Genomic DNA, 7,546 nt, shown 5'->3' with positions numbered 1-7,546 from the left:
TACAGTCCGGATTTGAACCCGATTGAGCAGGTCTTCTCACAGATCAAAGCACATTTGCGCAAAGCCGAAGCCCGGACCGTCGAGGCGCTCTGGCGGGCCATCGGCGACATCTGTGATCTCGTCGAGCCCGAGGCATGCCGTAACTACTTCACCGCAGCCGGATACGGATTCGTCTGAATGACCGGTGCTCTAGGGTCTCGCAAGTAAAATGAACTGAGTGAGAGATATCAGACGACCACGGATGGATGGCAGTGCAAAATCACACGGCTAAGCCTAGTAACAGTGGATAAAACGGACGATAACTAGAATGTGAATGCTTGAGAGGGGAAGTCCAAAACAGCTGATTAGCTTTCTGGCTGTACTGTGCATGGGGTTGTTCCCGGATATCGATACTTGCGCCAAGTTTGGGCGACCCTGTTCGGTTAGACCGTTCGACAGAGGCTCGAGCCATCCATCGATCAAGATCATCGCCAAGGATGCGTTCCCTAACTCCGATCTTTTCCCGCCCTCATGTGTTGTGCCTTCTGTGACACCAGCGGGAGGATCGTGCGGGAATGGGGTCGAACGGGGATATTCTGGATTGCCTGATCGTCGGAGGGGGCCCGGCGGGGCTGACGACGGCGTTGTACTTGGCCCGCTTCAAGCGCCGATTCCTGGTGGTGGACAGTGGCACGCCCCGGGCGGCCTGGATCCCCACCAGCCACAACATCCCGGTCTTCGCGGAAGGCATCTCCGGCAAGGATATCCTGGCGCGGGCCCGCGCCAATCTCGAGCAATATGGGGCCGCGATCCAGTCCGGGCGGGTCACGGGTCTGCGCAAGCAGCCGGACCGCTTCATCGGGGTCGTGGAGGACGATGATGGCGGCATGAGCCAGATTGCGGCCAGGCGCGTGGTGCTGGCGACAGGATCCGTCGATATCGAGCCCGATCTGCCGGACGTGCCCAATGCCGTCCAGCGAGGGGTTGTTCGGTATTGCCCGATCTGCGACGGCTACGAATCCCGGGATCGGAAGATCGCCGTCATCGCTTACGGCTCCCACGGGATAGGGGAGGCGGTCTTCATCGCCCGGACCTATTCCAGCGACGTGACCCTGCTCACGCTGGGGCAACCTCTGGAGCTGAGCCCGGAGCAACGGGCGAGGCTCGAGGAGCACGACATCAAGATCGCGGAAACCCCGGTCGAATCCCTCGACATGGAGGGCGACCGGATCTCCGCCGTACATATGGGAGGCAAGGAGCACCGCTTCGACGTGCTCTATTCGGCGCTCGGGCTCAAGTATCGCTCGGACCTGGCGATCTCGCTCGGCGCCGACCATGACAAGTCAGGGGCTCTCGTTGTCGACGGCCATTGCCAAACCACTGTCAAAGGCCTCTACGCCGCCGGCGACATCGTCCGCGGTCTCGATCAGATCGTGGTCGGCATGGGCCATGCGGCGCTCGCCGCGACCCACATTCACAATCACTGCGAATTGCCGACCGAGGATGAGCCGGGCGGGGCGTGAGGCTGCCCCTCAGGAAAGCGCCTTGGCCAGCAGCGGAAGGCTGATGTCCATGCGGTAGTCGACCGAGGAATGGTCGTCGTGGAATTCCTGGTAAGTATGGGGAATGCCCGCGGCCTCGAGCTTGCGGTGCATGATCCGCGATCCATAGACCATGTTGTACTGGTCGATATCGCCGCAATCGATGAAGAAGGCCTTCAGCTTGCGCAGGTTCGCCTGGTGCTCGCCCTGATCGACCATGCGCAGTGGATCCCAGCGCAGCCAGTTGGACCAGCGCTCCTCGATGATCTCGCAGGTCTGCAGATCCACCGGTAGGCGGACACCGTAGAACTGGCTCGGATCGGGATCGAAACTCGCGGCCTGGGCGAGCAGCATCAGCACATGCCAATCCTTGTCCTTCGCCTTCGGTCCGGCCTCGAATTTGCGTAAGAAGGCTTCGATGGACATGTTGTGGTCGACGAGGTGGCGCAGCGCCCCGGCGAACTCGCCGAGATGGTAGAGGTATTCGAAGCCCACATCGCCTGAATGGGAGGCCGCTGCCGACCAGACCGAGCCGCCGTGGCGCAAGGCATAGACCATGGCGCCGTAGCCGCCAGAGCTTTTGCCGAATACGCCCCGGCGGCCGTCCCCGCCGCAGCCGAAGCGCTCCTCGACGAAGGGCAGCATCTCGCGGATGAGGAACGTCTCCCACGGCCCCATGGCGGCGCTGTCCACATATTGGTTGCCGCCAAGGCGCGTGAAGCAATCCGGAAAGGCCACTGCGACCGGGTGCATGGCCCCGGTGCCGATCAGGCGGTCGAGGCGCTCGGGGACGTTCTCGCCGTAATTCTTCCAGTTGGTGTGGGCAGGCCCTCCCGCCGTATAGCCGACGAGATCGACCAGGAGGGGCAGGCCCCGGCCGTCATGGCCTGCCGGCACATAGACGTCGATCCGCCGGCGGCACGGGTCTCCGAGAAGGTTGTCCCTGAGGCTCTGGCTGTCGAGCCAGAGGCTGTGCACCGTGCCGGCCGGCACATCATGGTCCTTGCGCATCGTCATCCTCATCGATCTTGATCGTCCAAGATGTGGCTCCCGAACGGGCACTTGTCCAGAATCCGGGCGTTCGAGCCGGTTAATAAGTCCTTCTCGCACCTAGCCATTCCTGTGACCGTGGGTCTACGGTGCAGGTCGAAAAGTCAAAGCTTGGGGGAGTATTCATGAGCAACAGTTTCCTGCCACGATGGAGCCTGAAGACCGAAGGCGTCATCATGCCGGACGAACGGCTGCCGACCGGCCAGATGATCGTCGTCGGCCTGCAGCATGTGGTCGCCATGTTCGGCGCAACCGTGCTGGCGCCGATCCTGATGGGCTTCGATCCCAATGTCTCGATCCTGTTCTCCGGCCTGGCGACGCTGATCTTCTTCTTCGTCGTCGGCGGCCGGGTCCCGAGCTATCTCGGCTCGAGCTTCGCTTTCATCGGGCCCGTTCTCGTCGCCACGGGCGCGAGCGTGGGAAGCCCCAACCCGAACATATCTCTGGCGCTCGGCGGCATCATCGCAGCGGGTGCGCTCTACTTCCTGATCGGCCTCGTGGTGCAGATGGCGGGCCATCGCTGGATCGAGCGGCTCATGCCGCCGGTGGTCACCGGCGCCATCGTCGCCGCCATCGGTCTCGTGCTCGCCCCGATTGCCATCAACAGCGCCTCGGGCGTCACCCCGGACAATGCGGCCGGCAGCGATTTCGCCCGCTGGATTGCGCTCGCCACCGTCGTGGCGGTCGGCCTCGTGGCTGTCTATGCACCGGGCACGGCACGCCGCCTGCCCGTGCTGATCGGCGGTGCCGCCGGCTATCTGATCTATTACATCTGCGCCAATGTCCTGGGCTTCGGGCCGCCGATCGATTTCGCCAGGATCGGCCAGGCCGCCTGGTTCGGCCTGCCGACCTTCCAGAGCCCGGTCTTCGACGCGCGGGCGATCAGCCTGATCGCGCCCGTCGCCATCATCCTCGTGGCGGAGAACCTCGGGCACATCAAGGCCATCGGCGCCATGACGGGCCGCAACCTCGATCCCTATCTCGGCCGCGCCTTCATGGGCGACGGTCTTGCCACAATGCTGTCCGGTTCTGCCGGCGGCACGGGCATGACCACCTATGCCGAAAACATGGGCGTGATGGCGGTGACCCGCATCTACTCGACCCTGGTCTTCATCATCGCGGCCGGGTTCGCCCTGCTTCTCGGTCTGTCGCCCAAGTTCGGAGCGTTCATCGGCACCATTCCGGGGCCCGTGCTCGGCGGATTGTCCATCGTGGTGTTCGGCCTCATCGCCGCGACCGCGGGCCGGATCTGGGTGGAGAACCGGGTCGATTTCTCGAACCCGCGCAATCTCATCACGGTAGCGGTCGCGCTCGTCCTGGGCGCCGGCAACTTCAAGCTGAATGTCGCAGGCTTCACGCTCGATGGTATCGGCACGGCGACCTTCGGCGCCATCATCCTCTACCACCTGCTGCGGATGACGCCTGCGACCGCTGAACGTCCGCGCGCTGCGGAATAGACACGATCCTTTTCCAGGAACACGCCTTCGGAGCCCGCGTTGAGCCTCAACGCGGGCTTCGCCTTTCATGGGCATCTTCGACCCTGGCCGATCGAAGCTCCGCATCCTTTTCCTGCATGGGAGATGTCATGAGCTCCGAACAGAAACAGACCCTGCCGCCTCAGGTTCAGGACCAGCAGCCCGGTCACGAAACGGAGATGAATCCGCGGCCCGATTACGAGCCCCGCTATCCCGGCAGCGGGCGATTGAAGGGGAAGGTAGCTCTCATTACCGGTGGGGACAGCGGCATCGGGCGGGCGACCGCCGTTCTCTTTGCCCGGGAAGGCGCCGATCTCGCCATCCTCTACCTCAATGAAAGCGAGGATGCGCAGGAGACGAAGCGTCTGATCGAGCGGGAAGGGTGCACATGCCTGACCATCGCCGGAGATGTCGGCGATCCGGATTTCTGCAGTTCCGCCGTCGATCAGGTCATCCAGCGTTTCGGCAAGCTCGATGTGCTCGTGAACAACGCAGCCGAGCAGCACCCGAAGAAGGATATCGGCGAGATCACGCCCGATCAGATCGAGCGCACCTTCCGCACCAACATCTTCGGCTATATCTACATGGTGCAGGCCGCCAAGCCGCACCTCAAGAAGGGGGCCGCGATCGTCAACACCACGTCGGTGACGGCCTATCGCGGCAGCGGGGATCTTCTTGATTACAGCGCCACCAAAGGCGCCATCGTCGCATTCACGCGTTCGCTGGCGCAGAAGCTTGCAAGCGAGGGGATACGGGTCAATGGCGTGGCGCCGGGGCCGATCTGGACGCCGCTGATTCCGTCGACATTCCCGGCCGAGAAAGTGAAGCAGTTCGGCGCCAACACGCCCATGGAGCGCCCCGGTCAGCCGAACGAAGTGGCGCCGTCCTATCTGTTCCTGGCCTGTGAGGATTCGTCCTACATCACCGGTTCGGTTCTGCATCCGAATGGCGGCGATCCGACGGAGGCCTGACACGAAAAGGGCGGCTCGCGCGAGCCGCCCAGTTCAAGAGAGTCGAGGGCCTATCAGCGTCTGCGGCGCACGCGAACCGGAACGAGGCTTTGCGATGGTGCCGTGAAGGCGAAGAAAAGCATGACGGCTGAAAGCGAACCGCCGATCAGGAAAAGTACTTCTGCGATTTCGACCTGAGAGGCCGCACCCGTAATCGCTGCGAGGGCAGTAACAACGGAAAAGATACAAAATGCACGAAGGGCAACTGAACGAGTCATTGACCATCTCTCCCAAGTGATCTGGAAAACGTATGGGTTGAGGGCAGGTTCCATGCGAATAAAAGCCTGCAAAAATACTTTTGAACGATTGATGAACGTAGCTGATAATGTTCGGTGCGTGGAACCCTACAGTCGCGCTTGGCGTTGTTTGAACATCGTCGGCTAGTAGTCGATTGTACAGTTAGCGAGGTAACACCATGCTCGGTTGGGCAGTCACTTTTCTCATCATCGCATTGGTCGCAGCTCTGTTCGGCTTTGGCGGCATTGCCGGTACGGCTGTCGAGATCGCGAAGCTGATCTTCTTCGTTGCGATCGTCCTTTTCGCCATCTCGGCCGTGATCGGCCTGCTGCGCGGACGAAGCCCCATGTGATGCCGACAGGCGTCTTGGTCACAAACGCCGCCTCACAAGGGCGGCGTTTTCGTTCGCGCGTCATTGCCGATACGGAAGGGGAGGAAAGGGGTTCAGCCCTGCAGGGCTGCCCTTGTCATGCTGTCGGGGCCAAGGTCCTCGATGTCCTCGACGTTCAGCAGGGAGGCGAGGCGAAAGCGCGCGCGGTTCACGCGGCTCTTGATGGTGCCGACCGCACAGCCGCAGATATGCGCGGCCTCCTCGTAGGAAAATCCAGAGGCGCCGACCAGAAGCAAGGCTTCGCGCTGGTCGGAGGGAAGCTTGGCGAGCGCGCTGCGAAAGTCCTCGAAATCCAGGTGAGAGCCCTGTTCGGGCTGCACCTTCAGGCGCCCGGCATAGGACCCGTCCGGGTCCTCGACCTCACGGCGGCGCTTGCGGTATTCGGAATGGAAGAGATTGCGCAGGATCGTGAAAAGCCAGGCATTCAGATTCGTTCCAGGTTCGAACCGATGCAGATTGGCCAAAGCCCTGAGGAGCGTGTCTTGAACGAGGTCGTCTGCCCTGTCGACCTGACCCGAGAGCGAGATTGCAAACGCGCGAAGGCTGGGCACTGCCGCGAGAAGCGCCTCCCGTAACTCCGGGTCGGGCTCTGGGGTCATTCAGACCCCTCCTTTCCCTCATTCTTCTTGTCCAGCTGATCGAGCAGGTCCTTGAAACGGTCGGGAACAGGCTGCTGCATGAGCTCGTCATACATGGCGCGGAGCTGATCGCCGATGCGCTTCTGGCTGCCGCTGTCGAGCTTGGGATCGGTTGTGAGCTTATCGTTCACGGACATGTCCAGAATGGTCCGGGCAAGCTTCTTCCCCTTATCAACCGTCATCTTCGTCCCCTTGCCATCCCATCTTTCAGAGGGATAGCCAACCTTGGCAATATCCATATATTAGTTTTCGAGCAATAACGCTCATTGCTGCGACCAGTTCCATTCATGGAACTTTTGCAGCTTTGCCACGTTGAATGGACCGTCGGTATAACGAGTCAAAAGCACAGTTAAGGGGAAGCGAATGTCGACAGCTCAGCTTGTCGTCCAGCATTTACCGTATCTTCGCCGCTACGCACGCGCTCTCACAGGCAGCCAGATGGCTGGAGACGCCTATGTGGCTGCCACCCTGGAAACCCTCGTCAGCGAGCCCGAGACCATCGGTCCTTCCGGAAACGTGAAGGTCGAGCTCTTCCAGGTCTTCACGCGGATCTGGAATTCCCTGTCGGTGAACGGCCGCAGCGAGCAGATCCAGCGCGATCTGCCGGCGGAAGTCCGTCTCGGACAGATCACCCCGCTTCCCCGTCAGGCCTTCCTCCTGTCCTGCCTTGAAGGCTTCGGAGAGGAAGAGGTCGGCCAGATCCTCGACGTCGACACGAAGACCGTTCGGGAGCTCGTCGACGAGGCGGGCCGGGAACTGGCGGCCGACATGGCCACGGACATCCTCATCATCGAGGACGAACCCCTGATCGCTATGGATCTGGAGGCTCTTGTCGAAGGCCTCGGCCACAACGTGACGGGTGTCGCCCGCACGAGGACTGAAGCCGTCAAACTCGCGTCGGGCAAGCAGCCGGGTCTGATCCTGGCGGATATCCAGCTTGCGGACGGCAGCTCCGGTCTCGATGCGGTCAACGATCTGCTCAAGGCGTTCGAGGTGCCGGTGATCTTCATCACGGCGTACCCCGAGCGCTTCCTGACCGGTGAGCGGCCTGAACCGGCCTTCCTGATCGCCAAGCCCTTCCAGCCGGCAAACGTCTCCGCCGTCATCAGCCAGGCTCTGTTCTTCCAGCAGAGCGCCCGGCGTCGGGAGGCTCGGGCCGCAACGGCCTAACCCTCAGGCTGCTAGGATTACCAAGTAATAGCCCGGCCACTGGCCGGGCTTTTCT

At 61.9% G+C, this 7,546-nt stretch carries 9 protein-coding genes and 1 pseudogene; 6 read left to right on the top strand and 4 right to left on the bottom strand.

The genetic code is table 11. The features are described from left to right. Both KHP60_RS18210 and KHP60_RS18205 read left to right on the top strand, forming a co-directional pair. A pseudogene (locus KHP60_RS18210) lies at positions 1–177 on the top strand (IS630 family transposase); the annotation flags it as partial. 377 nt (positions 178–554) lie between these two features. Continuing rightward, on the top strand, positions 555–1,502 hold the full coding sequence (locus tag KHP60_RS18205; RefSeq protein WP_213565748.1) for an NAD(P)/FAD-dependent oxidoreductase: 948 nt from the start codon (positions 555–557) through the stop codon (positions 1,500–1,502). 9 nt (positions 1,503–1,511) lie between these two features. Here the strand turns inward: KHP60_RS18205 and KHP60_RS18200 are convergent, their stop codons facing one another. Then, positions 1,512–2,531 (bottom strand): alpha/beta hydrolase family protein, encoded by a 1,020-nt coding sequence (locus KHP60_RS18200; RefSeq protein ID WP_213565747.1) that lies wholly within the window; start codon positions 2,529–2,531, stop codon positions 1,512–1,514. 164 nt (positions 2,532–2,695) lie between these two features. Between KHP60_RS18200 and KHP60_RS18195 the strand changes: the two genes are divergently transcribed. Continuing rightward, positions 2,696–4,027: a solute carrier family 23 protein gene (locus KHP60_RS18195; protein WP_213565746.1), complete on the top strand. Its 1,332-nt coding sequence runs from the start codon at positions 2,696–2,698 to the stop codon at positions 4,025–4,027. A gap of 128 nt (positions 4,028–4,155) precedes the next feature. Further along, entirely contained in the window at positions 4,156–5,016 is an 861-nt protein-coding gene (locus tag KHP60_RS18190) for an SDR family oxidoreductase (RefSeq protein ID WP_213565745.1), read from the top strand. 53 nt (positions 5,017–5,069) lie between these two features. On the opposite strand, the gene KHP60_RS18185 is transcribed toward KHP60_RS18190, so the two are convergent. Then, on the bottom strand, positions 5,070–5,273 hold the full coding sequence (locus KHP60_RS18185) for a hypothetical protein (protein WP_213565744.1): 204 nt from the start codon (positions 5,271–5,273) through the stop codon (positions 5,070–5,072). Positions 5,274–5,470: 197 nt separating this feature from the next. Between KHP60_RS18185 and KHP60_RS18180 the strand changes: the two genes are divergently transcribed. Continuing rightward, the gene (locus tag KHP60_RS18180; protein WP_009494036.1) at positions 5,471–5,644 is read left to right on the top strand and encodes a DUF1328 domain-containing protein; all 174 of its coding nucleotides are present in this window, start codon (positions 5,471–5,473) and stop codon (positions 5,642–5,644) included. Between the two features lie 92 nt (positions 5,645–5,736). On the opposite strand, the gene KHP60_RS18175 is transcribed toward KHP60_RS18180, so the two are convergent. Beyond that, positions 5,737–6,282, bottom strand: coding sequence for a sigma-70 family RNA polymerase sigma factor (locus tag KHP60_RS18175; RefSeq protein ID WP_213565743.1), 546 nt, complete (start codon positions 6,280–6,282; stop codon positions 5,737–5,739). Next, the gene (locus tag KHP60_RS25720; RefSeq protein WP_311925184.1) at positions 6,279–6,560 is read right to left on the bottom strand and encodes a NepR family anti-sigma factor; all 282 of its coding nucleotides are present in this window, start codon (positions 6,558–6,560) and stop codon (positions 6,279–6,281) included. The genes KHP60_RS18175 and KHP60_RS25720 overlap by 4 nt, the downstream gene beginning before the upstream one ends. Before the next feature lie 124 nt (positions 6,561–6,684). Here KHP60_RS25720 and KHP60_RS18165 point away from each other — a divergent pair, with 124 nt between their 5' ends. Beyond that, complete coding sequence (locus tag KHP60_RS18165; protein WP_213565742.1) at positions 6,685–7,491, top strand: response regulator; 807 nt, start codon at positions 6,685–6,687, stop codon at positions 7,489–7,491. The last annotated feature ends 55 nt before the right edge of the window (positions 7,492–7,546 follow it).

The organism is Microvirga sp. 3-52 (assembly GCF_018383585.1).
Taxonomy (GTDB): domain Bacteria; phylum Pseudomonadota; class Alphaproteobacteria; order Rhizobiales; family Beijerinckiaceae; genus Microvirga.
This window is presented reverse-complemented; position numbering and strand designations above follow the sequence as displayed.

What these genes read in the sequence shown, in the direction of transcription:
- KHP60_RS18205 (WP_213565748.1), top strand. Translation starts at nt 555, where the DNA reads ATGGGGTCGAACGGGGATATTCTGGATTGCCTGATCGTCGGAGGGGGC.
- KHP60_RS18200 (WP_213565747.1), bottom strand. Translation starts at nt 2,531, where the DNA reads ATGCGCAAGGACCATGATGTGCCGGCCGGCACGGTGCACAGCCTCTGG.
- KHP60_RS18195 (WP_213565746.1), top strand. Translation starts at nt 2,696, where the DNA reads ATGAGCAACAGTTTCCTGCCACGATGGAGCCTGAAGACCGAAGGCGTC.
- KHP60_RS18190 (WP_213565745.1), top strand. Translation starts at nt 4,156, where the DNA reads ATGAGCTCCGAACAGAAACAGACCCTGCCGCCTCAGGTTCAGGACCAG.
- KHP60_RS18185 (WP_213565744.1), bottom strand. Translation starts at nt 5,273, where the DNA reads ATGACTCGTTCAGTTGCCCTTCGTGCATTTTGTATCTTTTCCGTTGTT.
- KHP60_RS18180 (WP_009494036.1), top strand. Translation starts at nt 5,471, where the DNA reads ATGCTCGGTTGGGCAGTCACTTTTCTCATCATCGCATTGGTCGCAGCT.
- KHP60_RS18175 (WP_213565743.1), bottom strand. Translation starts at nt 6,282, where the DNA reads ATGACCCCAGAGCCCGACCCGGAGTTACGGGAGGCGCTTCTCGCGGCA.
- KHP60_RS25720 (WP_311925184.1), bottom strand. Translation starts at nt 6,560, where the DNA reads ATGGATATTGCCAAGGTTGGCTATCCCTCTGAAAGATGGGATGGCAAG.
- KHP60_RS18165 (WP_213565742.1), top strand. Translation starts at nt 6,685, where the DNA reads ATGTCGACAGCTCAGCTTGTCGTCCAGCATTTACCGTATCTTCGCCGC.